This window comes from Halopelagius inordinatus, assembly GCF_900113245.1.
GTDB classification, from domain to species: Archaea; Halobacteriota; Halobacteria; order Halobacteriales; family Haloferacaceae; genus Halopelagius; species Halopelagius inordinatus.
Map to the genome: position 1 here is coordinate 1,143,240 of NZ_FOOQ01000001.1, position 21,819 is coordinate 1,165,058.

Annotated in this window: 20 protein-coding genes; 12 read left to right on the forward strand and 8 right to left on the reverse strand. The window is 64.4% G+C overall.

The annotated features are described in order from the left end of the window. The 5 genes from BM167_RS05940 to BM167_RS05960 are packed head-to-tail and all read left to right on the forward strand — an operon-like array spanning nt 1 to nt 5,639. Complete coding sequence (locus BM167_RS05940; protein ID WP_092890133.1) at nt 1-456, forward strand: archaellum stator protein ArlG; 456 nt, start codon at nt 1-3, stop codon at nt 454-456. Next, nucleotides 453-1,205 carry an archaellum protein ArlH gene (locus tag BM167_RS05945; protein ID WP_092890136.1) on the forward strand — a complete coding sequence of 251 codons (753 nt, stop codon included), beginning with the start codon at nt 453-455 and terminating at the stop codon, nt 1,203-1,205. The genes BM167_RS05940 and BM167_RS05945 overlap by 4 nt, the downstream gene beginning before the upstream one ends. Then, nucleotides 1,205-2,872: a type II/IV secretion system ATPase subunit gene (locus tag BM167_RS05950; protein ID WP_092890139.1), complete on the forward strand. Its 1,668-nt coding sequence runs from the start codon at nt 1,205-1,207 to the stop codon at nt 2,870-2,872. The genes BM167_RS05945 and BM167_RS05950 overlap by 1 nt, the downstream gene beginning before the upstream one ends. 2 nt (nt 2,873-2,874) lie before the next feature. Then, nucleotides 2,875-4,632, forward strand: coding sequence for an archaellar assembly protein FlaJ (gene flaJ, locus BM167_RS05955; RefSeq protein WP_092890142.1), 1,758 nt, complete (start codon nt 2,875-2,877; stop codon nt 4,630-4,632). Beyond that, nucleotides 4,629-5,639 carry a CheF family chemotaxis protein gene (locus BM167_RS05960; protein WP_092890145.1) on the forward strand — a complete coding sequence of 337 codons (1,011 nt, stop codon included), beginning with the start codon at nt 4,629-4,631 and terminating at the stop codon, nt 5,637-5,639. The genes flaJ and BM167_RS05960 overlap by 4 nt, the downstream gene beginning before the upstream one ends. A gap of 360 nt (nt 5,640-5,999) precedes the next feature. Here BM167_RS05960 and BM167_RS05965 read toward each other — a convergent pair whose 3' ends face one another. From BM167_RS05965 to cheB, 4 genes are read right to left on the reverse strand one after another with little or no spacing between them, the layout of a single operon-like run. Continuing rightward, nucleotides 6,000-6,881, reverse strand: coding sequence for a CheF family chemotaxis protein (locus BM167_RS05965; protein ID WP_092890147.1), 882 nt, complete (start codon nt 6,879-6,881; stop codon nt 6,000-6,002). A gap of 9 nt (nt 6,882-6,890) precedes the next feature. Continuing rightward, nucleotides 6,891-7,724: a CheR family methyltransferase gene (locus BM167_RS05970; RefSeq protein ID WP_092891123.1), complete on the reverse strand. Its 834-nt coding sequence runs from the start codon at nt 7,722-7,724 to the stop codon at nt 6,891-6,893. Then, nucleotides 7,724-10,210, reverse strand: a complete 2,487-nt coding sequence (locus tag BM167_RS05975; protein WP_092890150.1) for an ATP-binding protein — start codon at nt 10,208-10,210, stop codon at nt 7,724-7,726. The genes BM167_RS05970 and BM167_RS05975 overlap by 1 nt, the downstream gene beginning before the upstream one ends. 2 nt (nt 10,211-10,212) lie before the next feature. Continuing rightward, nucleotides 10,213-11,370, reverse strand: a complete 1,158-nt coding sequence (cheB, locus tag BM167_RS05980; RefSeq protein WP_092890153.1) for a chemotaxis-specific protein-glutamate methyltransferase CheB — start codon at nt 11,368-11,370, stop codon at nt 10,213-10,215. A 236-nt stretch (nt 11,371-11,606) separates the two neighbouring features. Between cheB and BM167_RS05985 the strand changes: the two genes are divergently transcribed. After that, nucleotides 11,607-12,104, forward strand: coding sequence for a chemotaxis protein CheW (locus tag BM167_RS05985; RefSeq protein WP_092890156.1), 498 nt, complete (start codon nt 11,607-11,609; stop codon nt 12,102-12,104). A gap of 38 nt (nt 12,105-12,142) precedes the next feature. Here the strand turns inward: BM167_RS05985 and BM167_RS05990 are convergent, their stop codons facing one another. After that, nucleotides 12,143-13,480 carry an MFS transporter gene (locus BM167_RS05990; protein ID WP_092890159.1) on the reverse strand — a complete coding sequence of 446 codons (1,338 nt, stop codon included), beginning with the start codon at nt 13,478-13,480 and terminating at the stop codon, nt 12,143-12,145. Between the two features lie 161 nt (nt 13,481-13,641). Here BM167_RS05990 and BM167_RS05995 point away from each other — a divergent pair, with 161 nt between their 5' ends. Both BM167_RS05995 and BM167_RS06000 read left to right on the forward strand, forming a co-directional pair. After that, complete coding sequence (locus BM167_RS05995) at nt 13,642-15,231, forward strand: uracil-xanthine permease family protein (protein ID WP_092890162.1); 1,590 nt, start codon at nt 13,642-13,644, stop codon at nt 15,229-15,231. Nucleotides 15,232-15,379: 148 nt separating this feature from the next. Next, nucleotides 15,380-16,183, forward strand: a complete 804-nt coding sequence (locus tag BM167_RS06000; protein WP_092890165.1) for an aldo/keto reductase — start codon at nt 15,380-15,382, stop codon at nt 16,181-16,183. Between the two features lie 59 nt (nt 16,184-16,242). On the opposite strand, the gene fmdA (BM167_RS06005) is transcribed toward BM167_RS06000, so the two are convergent. Then, the gene (gene fmdA, locus BM167_RS06005) at nt 16,243-17,514 is read right to left on the reverse strand and encodes a formamidase (protein WP_092890169.1); all 1,272 of its coding nucleotides are present in this window, start codon (nt 17,512-17,514) and stop codon (nt 16,243-16,245) included. 79 nt (nt 17,515-17,593) lie between these two features. Next, a complete protein-coding gene (locus BM167_RS06010; RefSeq protein ID WP_218153766.1) occupies nt 17,594-18,118 on the reverse strand; it encodes an AmiS/UreI family transporter in 525 nt (174 codons plus the stop codon). Nucleotides 18,119-18,304: 186 nt separating this feature from the next. Here BM167_RS06010 and BM167_RS06015 point away from each other — a divergent pair, with 186 nt between their 5' ends. The 3 genes from BM167_RS06015 (at nt 18,305) to BM167_RS06025 (ending at nt 19,716) form a co-directional block, all read left to right on the forward strand. Next, on the forward strand, nt 18,305-18,880 hold the full coding sequence (locus BM167_RS06015; RefSeq protein WP_092890174.1) for a carboxymuconolactone decarboxylase family protein: 576 nt from the start codon (nt 18,305-18,307) through the stop codon (nt 18,878-18,880). A gap of 72 nt (nt 18,881-18,952) precedes the next feature. After that, nucleotides 18,953-19,351, forward strand: coding sequence for a fluoride efflux transporter FluC (locus BM167_RS06020; protein WP_092890176.1), 399 nt, complete (start codon nt 18,953-18,955; stop codon nt 19,349-19,351). Then, on the forward strand, nt 19,348-19,716 hold the full coding sequence (locus tag BM167_RS06025) for a fluoride efflux transporter FluC (protein WP_092890179.1): 369 nt from the start codon (nt 19,348-19,350) through the stop codon (nt 19,714-19,716). The genes BM167_RS06020 and BM167_RS06025 overlap by 4 nt, the downstream gene beginning before the upstream one ends. Nucleotides 19,717-19,750: 34 nt before the next feature. On the opposite strand, the gene BM167_RS06030 is transcribed toward BM167_RS06025, so the two are convergent. Continuing rightward, nucleotides 19,751-20,392 carry a hypothetical protein gene (locus tag BM167_RS06030; RefSeq protein WP_092890182.1) on the reverse strand — a complete coding sequence of 214 codons (642 nt, stop codon included), beginning with the start codon at nt 20,390-20,392 and terminating at the stop codon, nt 19,751-19,753. A 144-nt stretch (nt 20,393-20,536) separates the two neighbouring features. On the opposite strand from BM167_RS06030, the gene fmdA (BM167_RS06035) reads away from it, so the two are divergent. After that, nucleotides 20,537-21,793, forward strand: coding sequence for a formamidase (gene fmdA / locus BM167_RS06035; RefSeq protein WP_092890185.1), 1,257 nt, complete (start codon nt 20,537-20,539; stop codon nt 21,791-21,793). Nucleotides 21,794-21,819 lie beyond the last annotated feature (26 nt).

Sequence of the window (21,819 nt, forward strand, 5' to 3'; positions counted from 1 at the left end):
ATGGCGGACGTCTCCGCACCCAGCCTCATCCTCTTTATCGCCAGTCTCGTCATCGCGGCGGGCGTCGCGGGCGTCCTCATCGACACGGTCAGCGGAATCAGCAACGCGCTCGACGAACGCGGCGGCGACGTGGCAGACAACATCGAAACCGACATCGAGATCATAAGCGACGGCGAGGCTGGCGTCTACGACAACGGCAGCAACACGTTGACGCTGTTAGTGAAAAACACCGGGCTCAGGACGCTCCCGGCGACGGGCGGGACGTTCGACGTCATCGTCGACTCGGAGTACCAGACGAACGTGAGCGTCACCGTCGTCGACGGGAACGCCGACTGGCAGCCGCACGGAGTCGTCGAAGTCGAGATATCGAACGTCTCGCTCGACGGCGGGGACCACCGCGCGAAGGTGGTCATAAGCGGCGACGAAGAGATACTCAGATTTAGGACCAACCAATGAACGCGAATCACTTTCCTCTCGGACTGGCACAGCACGACCGCTTAGAGAAGGAACTCGGCGGCGGACTCCCCAGAGGAGCCATCGTCCTCATCGAAGGGGACTACGGGGCCGGAAAGAGCGTCCTCTCACAGCGGTTTACCTACGGATTCTGCCAAGAGGACGTCGTTACGACGCTCATCTCCACCGAGTTGGGCGTCCGCGGCTTCCTCGACCAGATGCACTCTCTGACCTACGACGTGGTCAAGCCCCTCCTGAACGAGGAGATACTGTTCCTCCAGGCGGAGATAGACGCCTCGGGAGCGCTGACCGGCGGGAGCGCGGAGAAAGAGAGAAAGCAACTGCTCCGACGACTGATGGACGCGGACACCGTCTGGGACGCCGATGTCATCATCATCGACACGTTCGACGCCATCCTGCGGAACGACCCGCAGTTCGAGGCGCTCGTCCGCCAAAACGAGGAGCGACAGGCGGCCCTCGAAATCATCTCGTTCTTCCGCGATCTGACGACGAAGGGCAAGACCATCGTGCTCACCGTCGACCCCTCCACCGTCGACGACGAGGCCATCGGTCCGTTCCGCTCTATCGCCGACGTGTTCCTCGAACTGGAGATGGTCGAAGTCGGAAACGACGTCCGCCGGAACATCTTCGTAAAGCGGTTCGCGGGGATGGGCGAACAGGTCGGTGACCGAGTCGGGTTCTCCGTTCGGTCCGGAATCGGAATCGTCATCGAAAGCAGGAGTGTCGCATAATGCCGACGGACCACGGCTCGTCCCAGATTTCGGACGAACTGAAACAGCACGCGATGCGGTGGTCCCATCTGCGCGAACATCTCAAGCGGTTCAAGCAGATCACCGGCGAGTTTCCGATGCTCATCGACGAACCGACCGGCGACCACGAGACGCGTCGACCGAACGTCGTCTATCACCTCGGCGGACCGATATACGCGCAGGTGTACGGGAACTTCGGCGAGACGACGAAGTACTACACCATCGAACCCGAACTCGACGAGGGCGAACACGACATCTTCGACCAGGTGAAGGACAAACTCCTCGAACGCTCCGTCTCGAAACCGGCGCCCGAGGAGGACGTCGAGTACGAAGAGCGGATCCAGGAACTCCTCGAAGAGATAGTCAGCATCGAGGGGAGCCAGGACGGCCGCCTCCAGGAGTTGGTTCAGCGACTCGACCTCGGTCCCCTCCAGGTGACAGAAGAGACGTACGAGAAGATTCAGTACCGGTTGGTGCGCGACATCGTCGGTCTCGGACCGCTCGAACCGATCATGCGCGACCCGGCCAACGAGGACATTCACGTCATCGGGCCGAGTCAGGTCGACGTCGACCACGGCGTCTACGGACTGCTCGAGACGACGGTCGAGTTCGACTCGACCGACCAGTTCGACAACTGGCTCAGAAACATGGGCGAGCGAATCGGAGACCCCGTCTCCGACGCCCACCCCATCGTCGACTCGACGCTTCCGGACGGGTCGCGTATCAACATCATCTACTCCGACGACGTGTCGCTGAAGGGGTCGAGCCTCACCATCCGTCAGGGCGACGACGTTCCGCTGTCGGCGTTCCAGATATCGAAGTGGGGGACGCTGTCGCCGGAACTCTGTGCGTATCTCTGGATAGCGTTGGAGAACGAGCGGACGGTGTTCGTGGTCGGCGAGACGGCGTCCGGGAAGACGACGACGCTGAACGCCATCACGTCGTTCATCCCGCAGGACTCGAAGATATACACCGCAGAGGACACCGCCGAGGTGCTTCCGCCGCACGACACGTGGCAGCAACTTCTCACCCGCGAGGGTCGTGGCGGCGGGTCCGAGGTTGACATGTTCGACCTCGTGGCCGCCGCTCTGCGTTCTCGCCCCGACTACATCATCGTCGGGGAGGTTCGTGGCGAGGAGGGTCGGATGGCGTTCCAGGCGGCCCAGACCGGTCACCCGGTGATGCTCACGTTCCACGCGTCCGACATCGTCTCTATGATCCAGCGGTTCACGGGTGACCCGATCAACGTCCCCGAGACGTTCATGTCGAACTGCGACATCGCGCTGTTCCAAAACCGCGTCAAGCGCGGTAACGACATCCTCAGACGGGTGACGAGCGTCCAAGAGATCGAGGGGTACTCGAAGGAGATGGGCGGCGTCGTCACCCGCGAGGCGTTCTACTGGGACCCCGTCGAAGACGAGATCGTGTTCCAGGGCCGGAACAACTCCTTCATCATGGAAGAGAAGATCGCGACCCTGCTCGGTTACTCCGACACGCGGCAGATATACGAGGACATCGAGTTCCGCGCCGAAATCGTCCGCCGCGCCCAACAGGAGAACATCGTCGGCTACCACGAGACGAACGAACTCATCGAAGACTACCAACGGGACGGCGTCGAGGGACTGCCGTTCGACATGGCGAGGGTGTGATCATGTCGGGAGCAGGTGCCGCGGGCGACGGGGGGATGACGACGCAGGCCCAACAGGCCCGAGACTTCCTCGATTCGGTGCTCGACTCGTACGAGCGGATGCCGATGGAGACGACGAAGTACGGACTCGTGGTGCTCCTCCCGGCCGTCGTCACGTTCCTCGCGTCCATCCTCGGGACGCTACTGCTTCCGCTACCGGTACTGGTCCGTCTCCCCATCTTCCTTTTGGGTGCGCTCGTGCTGTTCGCGGCGCTTCTGTACCCGCGTCTCCTCGTCGAACAACAGCGCCGAGGACTGGAGAACCAACTCCACCTCGTCATCACGCACATGACCGTGCTCTCTACGACCAACATCGACCGGGTGCAGGTGTTCCGCGTGCTCGGGCGCGAAGAGGAGTACGGCGAACTCGCGGTCGAGATGCGCCGAATCACGCAGTTGGTGGACACGTGGAACCAGTCGCTCGACGACGCGTGCCGCCGTCGGGCCAGACAGGTCCCCTCGAAACCGCTGGCGGACTTCCTCGACCGCCTCGCGTACGCGCTCAACGCCGGTCAGAGCATCGACGACTTCCTCCTCGGGGAGCAGAGCGCGATGGTCCAAAAGTACATCACCGTCTACGAGAGCGCACTCGGCAACCTCGAAGTGATGAAGGACCTCTATCTGTCGATGATTCTGTCGATGACGTTCGCCATCATCAACGCCATCGTCCTTCCGATACTGACGGGGACGGACGCGACGATGACCATCGCGGCGGTCATCGTGCTTTTCGTCTTCGTCCAACTCGGGTTCTACTACGTCATCCGGACGATGTCGCCGCACGACCCGCTTTGGTATCACCAAAGCGAGTTCCGAACGAAAGCCGACCGCCAGATAGACATCACCCTCTACGGGGCCGTCGCGCTCTCGTTCGTGTTCATCGTGGCCCTCGCTGTCGGAACGGCGGGCGTGACGCCAATCGGGAAGACGATACAGGGAGTCATGCTCGATACGCCCGTTCCGTTGCTTTTGGCGACGCCGCTTACTCCGCTCGCCGTCCCGGGCATCATCGCTCGCCGACACGAGAATCGAATCAAGGAACGCGACGAGGAGTATCCGGGGTTCATCCGCGCACTCGGCGCGTCCGAGAGCGCGAAACAGAGCACGACCACGGACGTGCTGAAGACGCTGCGGAACAAGGACTTCGGCGTCCTCACGCGCGAGATAAACCGGCTTTTCACTCGGTTGAAGATGCGAATCGGCCCGACTCGGTCGTGGTTCTTCTTCACGGCGGAGTCGAGTTCGTACCTCATTCAGAAGTTCAGCGAGATGTACAACGTCGGCCGACAGATGGGGGGGACCCCGAAACAGCTCGGCGAACTCATCAGCAACAACATGAACGAGGTCCTCAAACTCCGTCGTCAGCGCGAACAGTCGACCATCACGCTCATCGGCGTGCTGTACGGCATCACCGCCTCTGCGTCCTTTGCGTTCTTCATCGGGCTGGAAGTCGTCGAGATTCTGGCGACCTTCTCCACGCAGTTGAACCTCGCGCAACTGGAGTTCGGCCAACTCATCTACGCGGGCGTCTACGACATCCCGTTCATCGAGTACCTCCTGACGCTCATCATCCTGTTTAACGCCCTGCTGTCGTCGCTCATGATCCGGATGGTCGACGGCGGGCACAAAGCCAACGCGTACCTCCACTTCGTGATTCTCGTCTGGATCGGCTGTGCGAGCGCAGTCGCGACGTCGTCGCTCGCAGGAGCGCTGATCAGCGTATGACGGAGCAAACAGAGGCTGGCGGCGAGGACCTGCTCGAAGCCTACCGGCAGAAGAAAGAGGAACCGGAATCGACCGAAGCCGAGCGCGAACGCTCCGAGCGTCGGAAGAAACGGACCGAAAGCGGCGAATCCATCGTCGTGGACTTCGTCGCGAACTTCGTCGCGGGGGGGAACGCTTCGTTCGACCCGGTGAAGGGGCGAGTCCTGATGAGCAGTCGGCGACTCATACTCGCCACCTCCCGGTCGAAGACGGTCATCCCCATCACGTCGGTGTTCGACATCGCCGTCGGACAGGTGCCGCCGGAGGTGGACGAATTCTTCGATTTCACGGTGATGGTGGGATACATCGTCGACAACCGGCGGCAAACGACGGTCATCGGCGGGGACAGAGACACCATCGAGAAGTTCTCGCTGCTCCTGTTTCGCGCCGCACTCAACGGGTCCGAGACGGTGGTGAAACACCCCGCGAAGGTCGGCGGCCGCGTCATGGACTCGCGAAAGCGAACCACCGGACTCCACCTCGACTACGAGTCCGTCACGTTCCCCGGGAACGCCGAACTCGGCGAGGCGGACGAACCGTTCACCATAGACCTCGCTTCGGTCATCTTCTTCGAGGTCATAGAGCGGACCGTAGAGGGAGAGAAACGGCTCGTGCTCTCGGTCCAACACGTCGAGAACGGACAGACGGTCACGACCGAGATATCGCTGCCGTCGCGACGGAAGATGAACGTCCTCGGTCGATATCTGCGGCTCATCTACCACTGGATAAAGAGCGACGTGCGCGACGTCGAGGTGACAGAGGAGGGTCTCGAGGTGCTCGTCGGACTGTACTCGACCGGTCCCGGCATCGACCTCGCGTCGCTCTTGGAACTCGACGAGAACGAACTGGAGGCGAAACTCGAAGACCTGTTCGAAGACGACCTCATCACCGACGACACGGCGCCGTGCGAACTCACGCCGCAGGGTCGATTCGTCGTCAACGAGGAGATAGAGGACGTCAACGTCTGAACCCAGCTTTTACGCTGCGCTCGCTTTGCTCGCTCGGTAAAAGCTGGACCAAAAGCGCTCCTCCCTCGCTTTGGGCGGCTTCGCCGCCCACCGCTCGGTCGTCGGCCCGCTCGCTCACTTCGTTCGCTCGCGGTGAATGGCTCTTCTGTACATACCGGTCGACGGATTCGCTCTCTGTCTCAGGGGAAGTACGGATAGACCAACTGGGATGCACCACGTTTCTCGAAGGTGTAGCCGTCGAGAGACACCGGCTCGCACTGCGAGGCTCGGGCTCCGCCCTCGCTCGCGGAAACTTTTTGGTCCAGCTTTTTGCAACGAGCGGTGCGCCTTCGGCGCACCCGAGTCAGCAAAAAGCTGGGTTTACATCGAGCCTTGGTCGTCTATCGCGTCCGAGGCGATGCTTCGGCCGCGCGCGTTGAGTTCGACTTCGTGGCGGACGCGCACCTCGTCTAAGACGTCGTGGTCGATGAGTCGGACGAACAACTCCTCGACTTCGTCGACGTCGATGCCGAGAAACGCCGGGATGTCGAACGGTGAGACGCCCGAGTAAAGCGCCATCAAGACCTGTTTGTCGGTCTTGCTCAGGTCCAGCGCCGTCTCGCTTTGCTCTTCGCCGATTCGGAGAAGCGACTTGAGGATGCCGACGGGTTGTTCCGGACCGGAGACGTACGTCTGAACGCTCGTCCCGTCGTCGTAGGAGTGTTCGACTTCGATGACTTCCCGGGACTCCTCGCGGACGGTCCGGCGGCCCATGTCTATGTCGCCGATGTCGTCCAATCGGACTTCGACGAACGACCCGGTGACGGTGGCGATGCTGACCGCTTCCTCTTCGACTTTCATGCGCGCGCCGACCCACTCCGTGTTCTGGACGACGCCGCCCTCGACGGCCGGATGCCGGACGAGGAACTTCGTCGAGTTCAGCAACGCGCCGTAGAGGTCGAGTTCGAACTCGTCGAAGTCTTTGGGCGCGACGAGGACGACTTCTTCGCCGTCGTCGTAGTGAAGCGCGAGGTAGTCGGAGACGGTTGCGACTCGCTGGTTGACGTCGAACCGGCCGCCGACGTGCTCTATCGAGGAGAGCGGGAAGGTGCGCTTCCCGCCCGTCCCCGCGAGGACGAGTCGCTGGTTCGAAAGCAGGATGCGGCCGTTCGCCCAGTTCGCGTCGTTCAGTTCGCGGCCGTTTCGTATCGCCTGTAGGAACCGGCCGTTCGTGTCGCTAACTTTCTGTTCTCCGGGTCTCATCCACTGACCTCACGAGTTCGATTCGCCGACGTCGTTTCGATAGATTCGGAGCCGTTTTTCGACCGGTTCGAACCGCTCGCGGCAGGAGGGCGGTATCGTCTCGGTCATGCCGATGGTGAGGAAGCCGTCGGGGACGAGGGCGGAGCCGAGCGTCTCGAAGATGGCTCGTTTGGCGTCCGAGTTGATGTAGATGAACAGGTTCCGACAGAGGACCAGGTCGAACGTCTGCGGCGGCGTCTCTTGGACCAAGTCGTGGTTCCGAAACGAGACCAACTCGCGAACCTCGTCTGTCACTTGGACCTTCTTGCCGTCCCGTTCGATGTATCGCTCGTAGTCGTCGAGCGGGGACAACTGCTCCGTCAGGTCGTTCGTCTCCGAGGACCGGTACTCGCCGTGTCGGGCCGCGCGGAGTATCTTCGGTTTGATGTCCGTTCCGAGGATTTCGACGTTCGCGGGGTCGATTCGGTCGTCGTCGTGGGCGAGCATCGCAAGCGAATACGCCTCGCGGCCGTCGGAACACGCCGCACTCCACACGCGGGTGTGGCCGGACGCGGTCAACTCCGCGAGAACGTCTCGGAGCGACTCCCACACCTTCGGGTTGCGGAAGAAGCTCGTGACGTTCACGCTCAGCGAGTCCAAAAGCGCGTTCTGTTCGTCCGTGTCGTCGCGCAACAGCGCCTCGTAGCTCTCGTAGTCGTCGATGCGACACCGCCGCATCCGAGCCGAGATGCGCCTGTCGAGGTAGGCGTTGTTGTACGAACTCGTGGCGAACGACAGCGACTCCTCGATGAGTTCCAGAAGGTCCGTGAACCCCTCGTTCGACGAGAGTTCTGAGTGCCCCATCAGTCGGCCGCCTCCTCGGCGTCGGTCGGAGCGTCGTTTTCGGTGGACGGCGGCGTCCACTCTCGCATCGCCTGCTTGCCGTCCTCGGGGAGTTCGAGCGTGCTCACGTCGAGGATGGGGATGACGTTCCCGTCGCCGATGACCGCGGTTCCGGAGAGCCCCTCGGTCCCGCTGAGCGGTCCCTGAAGCGGTGTCACGACGACTTCCTCCTGTCGAGTGACGCGGTCACAGTGGAGCGCGACCTGTCTGTCCTCGGGACGGATGCGCACTATCATGCCGCGTTCGGACTCGTCGATGTCGACGTCGAGCGCGTTCCGCAGGCGGATGAGCGGGAATATCCGGTCTTCGTGGACGACGACTTCGGCCGCGTTTATCGTCTCGACGCGCTGGCGGCGCGATATCTCGTCGATGTACTTGATGGGGACGCCGAACTCCCGGTCGCCGACGCTGACGAAGAGGACCTTGATGATGGCGACGGAGACGGGGAGCCGAATCGTGAACTTCGACCCCTCGCCTTCGGTGCTCGTGACGTCGACGGACCCGTCGAGCGATTCGACGGTCGTCTTGACGACGTCCATCCCGACGCCGCGTCCGCTCACGTCGGTAATCTCGTCGTTCGTCGAGAACCCGGGGTGGAAGACGTAGTCGTATATCTCCTCGTCGGGGAGTTCGTTCAGTTCGTCGCGCGTCGCGAGTCCCTTCGAGACGGCCTTGTCGCGCACCGCGTCGGCGTCGATGCCGCCGCCGTCGTCTTCGACGGTGACGATGACGGTGTCGTGTTGCCTGCGGGCGCTGAGTTCGATGGTCCCCGTGCGGGATTTGCCCGCCGACTCGCGTTCGTCCGGCATCTCGATGCCGTGGTCGACGGCGTTCCGGAGGACGTGCATCAGCGGGTCGGATATCTCGTCTAAGATGGTCCGGTCGAGTTCGATGTCCTCGCCTTCCACCTTGAACCGGACGCGTTTGTCCTGTTCGCGCGCGATGTCTCGGACCATGCGCGGGAACTTGTCGAACACCTTTTTCAGCGGGATGAGCCGCATGTCCATGACGGTGTTTTGGAGGTTCGTCGATATCTTGTCTAACTCGTCTAAGGTGTCGATTCCGGCGTCGCCGCCGGTTCCCTCTCCCTCCATCGCCTGCCGGAGTTTGATTCGGCTGGTGACGAGTTGCTCGACGAGTTCGTGGAGTTGGTCGAGTTGGTCGACGTCCACGCGGACCGACTTCACCGCCGAGATGGAACGACCCTTCTCCTCTTCGTCGTCCGCGTCTCCGTCGTCCGCCCCTCCATCGGATTCGTCGTCGGACCCTCCGTCGTCGCCTCCCGTCCCGTCGTCGGCGTCCGCGGACGACGACTCGGAGTCGGGGGACGCCGGGGCGTCCGCGGAGGCGTCGGCCGCCGCGTTCGCCGGTTCGTCGGCGTCAGCGGCGGGTTCGGTGTCGGCGTCGGCGCTTTCGTCCGCCTCGGAGGAGGCGACGTCGGCCGACTCGTCCGCGGCGGACCCGTCGCCCGAGTACGCGGCGGCGACGGCTTCGACCGCCGCCTCCGCTTCAGAGGGGTCCACGTCCGCCTGCGGGTCCGCGACGACGCTCTCTCCGTCGTCGTCCGCCGCAGATTTCTCGATGTCGGGCGTCGGTTCGGCGGACTCTCCGCTCGCGTCCTCGTCCGCGTCCGTCTCGGTGGCGTCGGACGCCGAGTCGGCCGCGTCGTCCGAGTTCGGGCCATCGAAGGCGTCCGACACGTCGGTACAGTCGACGGACTCGACCTTCCAGAGGTCGGACAGCGTCGCGTCGAGTTCCTCGCCCGGCACGTCTGCGACGAAAAGCGAGAACGTCTCGTCGAACTCGCCGCGTTCGATGCTGTCGACGTTCGGGTCCGCGCCGACGATATCGACAGTCTCGGGGACGTTCCCCAAGAACAGACCGGCGTCGACGCCTTTCATATCGCCGGTGTCGAGTTCCACGTCGACGTGGAACAGATGCTCGGCGTCGGCGGCGATAGAGTCGTCGAGAACCTCGCGAGTCACCGCCGCGACGTCGGGGCCGTCGTCGGCGGCGGCCGACCTGTCACCGGCCGCCGCGTCCGAGTTTCCCGCCGTCGCCTCCGCGTCGTCGCCCTCGGCGGCGGCGCGAATCTCCTCGACCAGTTCCGTGGGGTCGGTCCGAGATTCGCCGTGCTCCTCTATCTCGTGGAGGATTTCGAGAATCTCGTCCATCCCATCGAAGACGAGGTCCATCCGTCCCGGCGTGACTTCGAGGCGGCCGTGCCGCACCTCGTCTAACAGGTCCTCGACGGCGTGGGCGACGGTGGCCGCGTTGTCGAATCCCATCGCGCCGAAGTTCCCCTTCAGGGTGTGAGCCTGCCGGAAAATCTCGTCGATGGCGTCGTCGTCGTCGGGGTTCGCCTCCAGTTCGAGCAGCGAGTTGTTCAGTTGGGTGATGCTCTCTTCGCTCTCGGTGATGAATGCTTGGTAGAGTTCCTCGTCCATCGTTAGTCCTCCTGTAGCCCGCGTAAGACGCCGTCCGCGACGGCCTCAGCGGGTGCGATTTCTTCGACGCAGCCGGTTTCTATGGCTCGCTTCGGCATGCCGAAGATGGCCGACGTCTCTTCGTCCTGTGCGACCGTGTGCCCGCCCGCCTCGTGGATGCGCCCCATCCCGTCGACGCCGTCGCGCCCCATCCCGGTCAGGAGGACGCCCGTCAACGGTCCGTCGACGGATTCGACGACGGACGCCATCGTCAGGTCGATTGCGGGTTTGACTCCGTGAACCGGTTGCGTGTCCGTGAGGTCGAGGGTGAGTCGCCCGCCTCGGTCCCGGGTGACGAGGAGGTGCGACCCGCCGGGGGCGATGCGCGCCTCGCCGACGCCTATCTGTTCTCCGTCCGTCGCCTCGCTGACCTCGTACTCGGACCGGCCGTCGAGTCGGTCCGCGAAGCGTTCGGTGAACCCCTCGGGCATGTGTTGGACCACGAGAACCCGGAGGTTCGCCTCCGCCGGCAGGTCCGCGAGGACTCGTTCGACGACGTTGGGACCGCCCGTCGATGCTCCGATAACGAGCGTCGAGACGTCGGGGTACGACCCGCCTTCCGTCGATTTCGAGGGAGACGACGGTTCGCCGGAGCGCCGCCCGTCGGACGGGCGCTTCGTCTCGGTTCGGTCGTCGGTCAGTTCGTCGGACTCCCGGGTCGTCTCGATGCGCGTCTTGCGCGCGGCCGAGAGGTCCACCGCCGCGGCGGACCTGACCTTCTCGACTAACTCTCGTTTGACCCGCGGCATCGAGGAGGTGACTTCGCCGCCGGGTTTCGTGACGAAGTCGACTGCGCCCTTGTCGAGGGCCTCGAACGTCACGTCGGCCCCGTCGTCGGCGTGCGCGGACAACATCAATACCGGCGTGGGACACTCGGACATGATGGTCTCGACCGCTTCGAGGCCGTTCATCTCCGGCATCTCGATATCCATGGTGACGACGTCCGGTTCGCAGTCGGCGACGACGTCGACGGCGGCCGCGCCGTCCGCCGCCTCCGCCACGACGTCGATGCCACCGTCCTCCAACAGCGTGCGGATCAGTGTCCGCATGAAGCGCGAGTCGTCGACGACGACGGCGCGAGTCGGTGCGTCACCGTCGTCGGGTTCGGTGACTGCGCTCATGGACGCGGCCCCACTGCGTTCGCGAGAACGCCGCGGCGTGCGCGGTCCGCGCTGCCGGCCGGAACCGTTCGTACTCTGTTCTGTCCGCTCATCTATGAACGACATTCCGAATTGGGAACCTTAAACGCTCCCCGGCAAGAATCACGTCTGATAATCGAGTACGTACATTTATTGGCGACTTCACGCCAGATACGAGCAAGCCCGGCGTCGCCTCGGCGACGTCGGAGGAACACAACATGTCGCAGAACACACAGGCCGCGAGTGCCGGAGCGACCACCGGGGCGGCGGCAGACGACACAGAAGAGGAGTCCGCCCGAGAGGTACAGGTACTCGAGTTCAAACTCGGGTCGGAGACGTACTGCGTCGATATCGACTACGTCTCGGAGATCGTCGACAAAGGCTCGCTCACCGCGGTTCCGAACGCTCCCCACTACGTCGAGGGCGTGATGGACCTCCGCGGCCGGACCACCTCGATAGTCAACCCCAAGTCGCTTCTCAACGTGGATGCGAGCGAAGACGAGTCGAAGCGAATCGTCATCTTCGACCCCGGGAAGTTCGAAGACGAGGCGGCCATCGGATGGTTGGTCGACGAGGTGTACCAAGTCGTCCGCGTCGGCATGGACGACGTGGAGGAACCGCCCTTAGAGAAAGACGACGCCATAGAGGGTGTCATAAAGCGCGACGGCGAACTCGTCATCTGGATATCGCCCGTCGACGCCGTCGCGTCGAACTGAACCGGCCGTCCCGTCTCTTCTCGGTTCTCCGTCTCCGCTCAGTCCGACGCGAGAGCGTCCGTCGGTACCCCCTCGGAGGAACCGGCGACGACGAGTCCGACGGCGGCGGTGACGCAGACTGCCGCGGCGCCGAACGCCGCGCCGTAGCCGAGTCCGTCGGCCACCGCCCCGCCGAGGATGCTCCCGACGCCGCCGCCGAGACTTCCGAGTGCGGTGTACGCACCTAGCGCCTCGCCGCGGACCGAGTCCGGTGCCAGCGACGTGACCAATCCCGTCGCCGTGATGCTGATAACGGCCCACGTCACGCCGATGGCGAAAAAGAGGACGCCCGCGGCGACGACTCCCGTCGGGGGTGCGAGGACGCCGACGAACGCGACGAGAGGGAACGCGACGACGCGCGAGAGGAGCGCACCGGTCTGGAGTCGCCACGGGTCGAGTCGCGCGGCGAGACTGCCGACGCGGGTGTACGACACCGCCGAGGCGGCCGAGGACGCGACGAACAGGCCGAACACCTGGTCCGTCGAGTAACCCGCCTCGGTGAGATACGCCGGAAGCGGGCCGAAGAACACGGCGAAGCCGGTGAAAAACACCGTCGCGGCGAGGAGATACCGCGTCAGTGGCCGGGGGAACCGACTGCGAAGTTTCCCCCTGCCGCCGCGGATGTCCCGAAGCGCCCAGTAGACGCGTTGGGGCCCGAACGGGACGGCCCGAACCGACCGACCGAGCATCCCGTTGCCCGTGAACTGCTCTGCGAGTCGAACGAATCGGCGCTCGGAGATTGTCGGCTTCTCGGGGTACCACAGGTAGACGACGAACAGGCCGGCGAGTGCGGCGACGCCGCCCGCGACGAAGAAGAGCCGCTTCGCGCGGAGCGGTTCGAATCCGACCGGACCGGCGACGGCGGACCACACCGCGCCGACGACGAGTCCGCCGAGCCAGCCGTACCCCTGGTAGTGGTTGAGAAGTCCGAACCGTTCGCTCCACGCCGACGTCTCGTACCCTTCGACGACGATGATGTTGAGCACCGGCGCGGCGGCGGCGACGACGAACCAGAGGGCGGCGTTGGCGACGAGGACGGTCCACGGCGACTCGTAGAACGGCATCGTCACGAGGACGGCGGCGGTCAACGCGAGAGCGACGAGGACGAACGGGCGGCGGCGCTTCGTCGTCGCGACGAGTCGCCCCCAGAGTATCGCGCCGGGGACGCCCGCGAACGCCGCCGTCGCGGCGACGAGACTGACCAAGAGCGCTCCCGCGCCCAGGTCGATGGCGTACAACGGGACCAAAAGCGAGGCCGCGCCGACGGACGCGTAGCCGAGACCCCACCCCAAAAGCCAGGCGTCGTCGCCGCGCGCCGCCGGTTCTGTACCGAGCATATCGGGTTGACGGACCGTGCGTTCAAATCAGTTGCTTCGCTTACCAGTCTGTGTCCACCGCCGTCGGTCGCGTCGAGGTTCGACCGCGTCCGCCGGCCCAGAGCGTCGGATATATGTGGGTCGATACGAACCCGAACGACAGACATGGACGGGGATGACAGATGAGTCGCGGGGACGACTCGTCGTTCGTCGAATTCGGTATCGAAGACAAACCACCGCTCGGAACCTCGCTCTTTCTCGGCGTCCAACACTACCTCACGATGGTCGGCGCGAACATCGCCGTCCCCCTCATCCTCGCGGGCGCACTCGGTATGCCCGCGGATATCGTCCCGCGGTTCGTCGGGACGTTCTTCGTCGTCTCCGGCGTGGCGACGCTGGCACAGACGACGTTCGGGAACCGCTACCCCATCGTGCAGGGCGCGCCGTTCTCGATGCTCGCGCCCGCACTCGCCGTCGTCGGCGTCGTGACGGCGACGGACCCCGCCGGTCCGGCGTGGCAGACGGCGCTGCTCCAACTGCAGGGAGCCATCATCGCGGCCGCAGTCGTCGAGATTGCCGTGGGCTACTTCGGACTGCTCGGGAAACTCCGGTCGTATCTCTCGCCCGTCGTCATCGCGCCGACGATCGCGCTCATCGGTCTCTCGCTTTTCGACACGCCGCAGGTGACGTCCGCCGGAGGCAACGTCTGGCTCCTCGCGTTCACCCTGCTTCTCATCGTCCTGTTCTCGCAGTACTTCGACACCTCCCACCGCGTGTTCCAACTGTTTCCGGTGCTTCTCGGCATCGTCGCCGCGTACGTCCTCGCGGCCGTCCTCTCGGCCACCGGGGTCTACGCGCCCGGAACGGCGGGGTACGTGGACTTCGAGATGGTGCTTTCGGCACCGGCGTTCGTCCCCATCTACCCGTTCCAGTGGGGCTTCGCCGGGGGACCGAACACGATGACCGTGGGGCTTCCGGTCGTCGGGTCCGTCGCGTTCGGCGTCCCGCAGTTCACCGCCTCCTTTTTCGTCGGAATGCTCGCGGGCGTCGCCGCCTCCATGATAGAGTCGCTCGGCGACTACCACGCCGTCGCGCGCCTCTCGGGCGTCGGCGCGCCATCCGAGAAGCGCATCAACCACGGCATCGGCATGGAGGGACTGATGAACGTGTTCTCCGGCGTCATGGGCGGGAGCGGTTCCACGTCCTACTCCGAGAACATCGGCGCGATAGGGCTGACCGGCGTCGCCTCGCGCTACGTCGTCCAAATCGGCGCGGCGGTGATGCTCGTCGTCGGGTTCGTCGGCTACTTCGGCCAACTCGTCGCCACCATCCCGGACCCCATCGTCGGCGGCCTCTACATCGCCATGTTCGGACAGATAGTCGCCGTCGGCCTCTCGAATCTGAAGTACGTCGATCTGGACTCCTCGCGGAACGTCTTCATCGTCGGCGTCGCCCTGTTCGTCGGACTCGCCGTCCCCTCGTATATGGGCAACGTCGGGTCCGCACAGGCGTTCCAAGAGGGAATGCGCGGCGTCTGGCTGTTCGGCCCGGTCATCGGGAGTCAGGTCGTCTCTCACACCGTCTTCGTCATCGGTTCGACCGGGATGGCCGTCGGCGGCCTGTTCGCGTTCGTCCTCGACAACACCGTCGAGGGCACCCGCGAGGAACGCGGCTTAGAGGAGTGGGAGGAGTCCGCAGAGGCCGACGAGGACTTCGCTTCGGCGTACGACCGCTTCGTCCGGAGCGCGGAGGACCCGCGGAACGCGGACTGACGACCCGGCGATACTTCGGGTCAGCCCGACCCTGCTACCGCGTCCCCCGCGAGGCCGCCGGGATGGAGGGGACGGTAGTAGCGGAGTGACGCGCCCGCCGTCTCGACTCTCCCCCAGTTCTTTGACCTGCCGCGCCGTCCCGTACGACGTGACAGCCTTCGATTTACCCGACATCGGATTCGGTACCTCCGGCAACGACGACCTAGAGGAGTGCACAGAGAGCGTCGCGGCGGCGCTGAACCGCGGTTACCGCCACGTCGACACCGCCCAGATGTACGACAACGAGGCGGCCGTCGGCGAGGGCGTCCGGCGGAGCGACGTCGACCGTTCCGAGGTGGTCATCGCGACGAAAATCCACCCGGACAACCTCGCGCCCGAAGACGTCCGGCGGACGGCAGAGGAGAGTCTCGACCGTCTCGGCGTCGACTCCGTCGAGATGCTCTACGTCCACTGGCCGACCTCGGCGTACGACGCGGAGACGACGCTCCCGGCGTTCGACGAACTCGCAGACAGGGGCCTCGTCGACCACGTCTGCGTGAGCAACTTCACGCCGGAACTCCTCGCGGAGGCGCGGGAGGTTCTCGACTCGCCCGTCGCCGCACACCAAGTCGAGTGCCATCCCCTCCTCAGGCAGGACGAACTCCGCGCGGACGCCAGAGACCACGGCTACTCGCTCGTCTCGTACGCCCCCCTCGGCCGGGGGGAGTTCTTCGACGACCCGACGCTGGTCGATATCGCGGAGAAACACGACGCGACGCCCGCGCAGGTGTGTCTCGCGTGGGCGATGGCCCAAGAGTCGGTCGTCCCGATTCCGAAGGCGACGGGCGACCACATCGCGGAGAACTTCGCGGCGCGCGACGTGGAACTCGACGAGGAGGATATCGACCGCATCGCGGACATCGACCGCGAGAAACGCATCATCGACCCCGACGACGCGCCGTGGAACCGGTAGAGGCGGAGACGGGCGGCGTCTCCGACTCGCCCGGTTCGGTCGCTGCCGTCCGCCGAGAGCTATCCGAGCGGGTCGTCGGTGACGACGAGGTCACCCCTGTCCTCCGCCGCGTCGATTCCGCCGGGCGAGAGGTCGAACTCGAAGGCCCCTTTCGGAATCGCGAGCGTCGAACACGCGTTGGGGACGTCGACCACGCCGCTTTGCCGCCCCTCGATGGGGACGGTCCCGAGGATGTGAAGCGCCTGCTGGCCGGTGTAGCCGAACTTCTTCAGGTAGTCGATGGCCTGCAGACACGCCCGGCGGTACGCGACGTGCGAGTCGATGTAGTGTTGCTCGCCGTCTTCGGTGACGGAGTACCCACAGAAGGTGACGTAGTCCTCGAAGTTGGGGCCGCGGTTCCCCGGTTCGAAGATGGGGTGGCTGACGCCCAACTCGTCCATCCCGCCTTTCACGAGGTCGAACGAGAGGTCGATGTACGCGGCCATCTCGATGGCCCCGCAGAACGTCACCTCGCCGTCGCCTTGGGAGGCGTGGAAGTCGCCGACGCCGAACTTCCCGCCCTCTACGTACACCGGGAAGTACACCGTCGACCCGATAGAGAGGTCCTTGATGTCGTGGTTGCCGCCGTGTTCTCGCGGGGGGACGGTCCGAGCCGCCTCCTCGGCCGCGTTCTCCGCCTCCTCGGGGTCCATCTCGCCCATCAACGCCCCCTCGGTCGTCGGCGGGTTCGCGACGGGAGGTTCCACTTCGCCGGTCGGGTGGTTGTGAATCGATTCGGGGTCCGCTTCGTGTTTGTCGATGAGTTCCTGTTCTCTCTCGTTCCACTCTTCGAGGAGTTCTTGGCTCGGGGCGCATCCGGCGAGGCCGGGATGGATCTTCCCCTGGTAGCGAACGTCGGGAACGTGGCGGGACGACACCTCGTAGCCGTCTAAGTCCCAGATGGACTTGGCCGCGTCCGAGAAGTGGTCCGTGAGGAAGCCGCCGCCGTTCTGCTGGGAGAACGTGCCGGTGAATCCGAACTCCGAGCGTCCGTTGAGCGGTCCCATGTCGTGGAAATCGACCTTTAACAGGTCTCCGGGTTCCGCGCCGTTGACGTGGACCGGACCCGCGAGATAGTGCACCTGACTGAGGTCCACGTCGCGAACCTCGTTCGGGTTGTCGTTGTCCTGAATCTGCCCCCCCGTCCAGTCGAGCGCTTCGAGTCGAACCGTCTCGCCGGGGTCTACCTCGACGACCGCCGGAATGTCGGGGTGCCACCTGTTGAACGGATTCGGCCCGGGTTGCTCGTCCGGAGGGCTGTCTACGTCGACTTCGAATTTTACTTCGGGCATTGGTAACGTGGGGCGTGAGTCCCAGTATAGATACAGCTCTACCTGATTTAAAATTTATTTAAGAATAAACGAATGTATGTTACGGCCACGGCCAGAATCCGGCGGCCATCAGATACCCCGCGACGGCCGTCAGAACGCCGACGGCGGCGGTAAACCACCCGACTGGCCCGGTGTACTCGGCGCGTTCCAGTCCGAGGAGGACGAAGAAGGCGGCCCAAAGCACCGCCCACACCCACCAGAGGATAGCGAGTCCCAGGTCACCGGTGAGCAAGACGAGATACCCCGTCGGAATCGCGGTCAACGCGACGAACGCGCAGTACCACCCGAAGGAGCGTTGGTCTTCGACGCCGCGATACGCGTTCGCCCCTATCCAGAGGTAGGTGAACGAAAACAGCATCGTCCCCGCGGCGTTGAACGGCGTCCCCTCCGAGGCGTCCCCGCCGAACCCCCACCAAAGCACGATGAGGAAGGTGATAAGCCCGGTGAGGAAGTTGAAGACGGCCACGTCTTCGTCCGCCCCGTTTCCGAGCAACCAGAGTCCGTTGACGAACAGGACGCCGCCGACGAACAGCAGTCCCATCCCGAGTACGCTGTACAGTGGCACGTTGTCTCACCCCCGCACCTTCGAACGCCGATACGGAGTCGTGTTATACTCAATTCGGTGACATATATATCTTTTTCAGGACAAACGATACGACCGTTGTCGAAGGAATCGAGGCCGAAATCCCGCAGTCTACGGGCGGACGAAGCAGGCGAGAGTTTTTACGCCGGCCGAGCCACACCGAGTGGTATGACATCACGCATCGAACCGGTGTCCGAGGAGACGGCGACGGAAGAGTGGGTGGTGGACCTACTGGAGGAGGCGCGGGAGGGGTGGTACGGCGATTCGGCGTTCTTCGGCGCCATGGCACACCAGCCGGAACTGTGTCGGGGACTCGTCGACGTTCTGGGTCAGTTCCCGCAGAGCGAGTCGCTCTCGCCCGAACTGTTGGAACTCGTCCGTCTGAAGGTCGCAGACGCCCACCGGTGTGCGTACTGCGCGACGGTTCGGACGCGGGCTGTCGAAGACGACGTCGCGCCGAAAGAGGAGGCCGTCTTCGGCGACGTGGACACGGAACGACTCGACGAACGCGAACGGCAAGCGGTCGAACTGGCCGAACTGCTCTCTGGGGACCCCCACCGGCTCACCGACGACCGGTTCGACTCCCTGCGGGAGACGTTCGGCGAGTCCGCAGTCGTCGAACTGCTGTTGTTCGTGAGTCTCGAAGTCGCCCTGGACCGGTTCTGTATCGCGCTCACGCTCGATACGACCGACGAGAGCCCCTACCCGACGGGGCTCAGCTACCCGTTCGAGGGGGCGGAGTAACGGGCGTCGAGTCGTCGGGAGAGCGGTCGCGACTGAGAAACGGTCAAAACGGAGCGACGAGACGGTACGTGCATGAGTCAGACGGCATCGACGCGGCTTCGGACGGCGGAGATCGTTCTCCTCATCGCCATCGGCGGGTTCGCGGGTGCGAATCTCAGACAGTTTCTCGCAGTCTCCCTGCCGGGACTGGCCGGGACGTTCGCGGCGAACGTTCTCGGCTGTCTCGCCCTCGGCTTCTTCGCGTACGAAGCCGAACTCGTCGGCGTCATCGCAGAGGAGACGGGGTACGTCGCCTCGACGGGCTTTCTCTCTTCGTTTACCACGTACAGCACGTTCGCGTTGGAGACCGTACAGGCGACGCCGCTCTTGGGCGTCCTCAACGTCGTCGCGAACTACGGCGTCGGGTTCGTCGCCGTCCTCGTCGGGCGAGAAATCGCCCGCAAGGTAGCGGCGACGGGGAGCGAATCGTGACGAACCCCGCCTACCTCGTCGGCGCGGGCGCGGCCGTCGGGGCCCTCCTGCGGTACGGAACGAACCAGTACGTCGGCGACGCCGTCGGCGACCGGCAGTTTCCGTACGGGACGTTCGCGGTGAACGTCGTCGGGAGTTTCGTCCTCGGGTTCGTGACGTTTCTCGGCGCGGGAGACGCCGTCCTCTACGCCGTCGGGACCGGAGCGTGCGGGTCGTACACGACGTTCTCGTCGTTCTCCGTCGAGACGGTCGGGCTGTGGGAGAGCGGTGACCGCCTCCTCGCGGGGTGGTACGCGACTGCGAACCTTCTCGGGGCCCTCGCGGCCATCGCGTTGGCTCTCGGACTCGCGCGCCTCCTCGGGTGATTCGGCCCCGTCCGCGCGTCACGTCACGGACGGGCTACTCCCCGCCCGACTCGTCCGGCAGGTAGTCGAGATAGAGCCGAAAGACGAGTTCGTCGTCGTCCGTCGCCCCGGTCACCACGTTCGACCCGGCTTTCTCCCACTCGCGGTGCTTCTCGGTCAACCGGTCTCCGACTCGTTGGGCGGCGTCGGCGTTCGTCCCGGGCGTGGCGACGACGACGCCCCGGTGGTCGCTCCCCTCGGCGGCGGACGCCACTCGCCGAACGCCCGAGGTGACCGCCTCGTCGGCGCCGAGTTCGACCACCGCGTACGACTCGTCGTCCCGCGAGAGCGTCGGGTCGCCGTCTCCGTCGGTCGAATCCCCTCCGAGCGAGGAGCGAACGAGTCGTCGAACGGCCTCCGTCCGAAGCGACGCCGACTCCGGCATCTCCGCCGCGACGTCGTCGGGTCGGACCGCGACCCGAAATCCGTCGGGTCGGGTTTCGAGCAATCCGAACTCGACCAGTCGAGAGAGAACCGCCCGCAGGTCGGCGTCCGCCGCGACGCGCCGGTGGCCGTCGCGTTCGAGGAGCGTTCGACCCAGTTCCTCGCGACCGAACGTCCGGGTCCGAAACAGGTCCCAGACGGTCGTGTAGAGGTCGATGCACGTCCGAACGTCCGTCTCCTCGGATTCGTTCATGTCTCTCGACAACAAACGACTCGGTCGGGCTTAAAACCGAGCCGCCCTCCTCGCCGAGAGCGGACACGCCGCAGCGAGTAAATGTCAATTGAGATAGTAGATCACTACCTATATGTCATTCCGTGATGTTTGTTATCACGGACTATGCCAGAGACCGTCTTCGAGGTGGACACGGACGCCCCGGTGGAAGAACAGCCAGATCCGATAGTCAATCGGTGGCATCCGGACACGCCGCCGGCGTCGAGCGTCGAACCGGGCGAGAAGTTCCGCGTCGAGTGTCTCGACTGGACAGGCGGGCAGGTCGAAAACGACGACAGCGCAAACGACATCCGCGACATGGACCTGACCCCGAACCACCATCTGAGCGGACCCATCGAAGTCGAGGGCGCCGAACCCGGCGACATCCTCGTGGTCGATATCTTGGACATCGGCGCGTTCCCGGACCACGAGTGGGGATTCACCGGCATCTTCGACTTGGACAACGGCGGCGGCTTTCTCACGGATCACTTCTCGGACGCCCGCAAGGCGATTTGGGAACTCGACGGCGTCTACACGCACTCGCGTCACATCCCGGGCGTCGACTTCGCGGGGATGACACACCCCGGCATCCTCGGCACCGCACCGTCGCACGAACTCCTCGAAACGTGGAACGAGAGAGAACAGGCGCTCATCGACAGGGGCCCCGAGGCGGACACGGCGGTCAACCACGAGACGCACGAGGAGGAACCGCCTCTGGCACTCCCGCCGGAACCGGAGAACGTCCTGCTCGGGGACATGGACGACGAGGACGTAGAGGAGGCAAAAAAGGAGGCCGCCCGCACCATCCCGCCGCGCGAGAACGCGGGCAACTGCGACATCAAGAACCTCAGTCGCGGGTCGAGAGTCTACCTCCCGGTGTTCGTCGAGGGTGCGAACTTCATCACCGGCGACCTCCACTTCTCGCAGGGCGACGGCGAGATAACGTTCTGCGGGGCCATCGAGATGGCCGGGTGGATAGATTTCAAAGTCGACGTGATAAAGAACGGGATGGAACAGTTCGGCGTCGACCATCCCATCTTCAAACCCGGGAACGTCGAACCGAACTTCACCGACTACCTCACGTTCGAGGGCTACTCCGTCGCCGAAGACGGCACTCAGCACTACAAGAACGCGAACATCGGCATGCGCCGGGCGTGTCTCGACGCGATAGACTACCTGACCAACTTCGGGTACACGTCCGAACAGGCGTACCTCTCTCTCAGCACGATTCCCGTCGAGAGCAGAATCGCGGGCATCGTCGACCTTCCGAACACCTGCGTGACGGTGTCGGTTCCGCAGGAGGCGTTCGATTTCGATATCGACCCGGACAACCTCGGCGACGTCGAGAGCAAGTCCCGTGGGACGGCCGCGACGCCCGACTGACCGGCGACCCCGTTTCGACCCCCTTT